Origin of the sequence: Methanocorpusculum sp. GPch4, from assembly GCF_012062385.1 — an archaeon.
GTDB classification, from domain to species: Archaea; Halobacteriota; Methanomicrobia; order Methanomicrobiales; family Methanocorpusculaceae; genus Methanocorpusculum; species Methanocorpusculum parvum.
The window spans coordinates 1-820 of record NZ_SIJA01000011.1; the positions used below are offsets into that span (position 1 = coordinate 1).

Consider the following 820-nt stretch of genomic DNA (forward strand, 5'->3'; position numbering starts at 1 on the left):
GAATTCACCGTGCCGCACGCCGGGCACACATTCAGCAGACTGATCCGATTCACCATCGCTTTTCGCACCCAATCCTGAACCGTCGTCCCTTCCACGCGTGCCGCCGTTTCCAGCTGCATCTTCAGGTTCTTCGGGAGCCGGATCAGGATCTGATCATCGTTCTTTTCTTCAGACATAATGTATCTATTTACATATACGGGTTATAGCTATAAATACTATGCTATCTAATTATTCTGTATATCATGATACATTTGATAAAACTAAGAAAAGGAGTGACAACCTAGCCTTGATTAAAACACAAACAACCCTGCCGATGCCTTACACAGTAAAGCATCACGAAACGATCACAGAACAACTCTCGCCCGAACACCCCGGTGTCAACCTGGATTTGAGCGCCTACCGGTTCGGTCTGTATAAAAACGGCGAACTCGTCGACATAATCACCACCTTCGATACCGGCCCCGATCTCCGTCGGGCCGTCAAAGAGCACATCACGGACAATGAACCCGAAGGCCCCGAAAAAGCCTTCCTTCTCCGGTTCTTCGACCCGTCTTGTGCTCCGCCCTGGGAGCGAAAGACCATGACCCGCCGGCAGCTCCCCACACCCGAAGCTCTCCTGAACTCCCTCAACGACGAAGGAAACGCCGTCAGATTCGAAAAAGAAGCCGCCGGCCACCTCGTCTACGACGTCGCGAGCGGCGAATGGTATGCCTTTATCAACAATCACTGGGAACCCGCCGGCGACAAAATCGGCAAAACCCTCCGGTTCATCGGCAAAAGCATCGAAGAAGAACAGAAATACTGGAACCGGCGGGCAGAA

1 protein-coding gene is annotated in these 820 nt (G+C 52.0%); it reads left to right on the top strand.

Annotated features, from left to right (window positions below; all coding sequences use genetic code 11):
- Window positions 1-286: 286 nt before the first annotated feature.
- On the top strand, window positions 287-820 hold a 534-nt coding region (locus EYA77_RS00605), incomplete at its 3' end, for a hypothetical protein (RefSeq protein ID WP_167815560.1).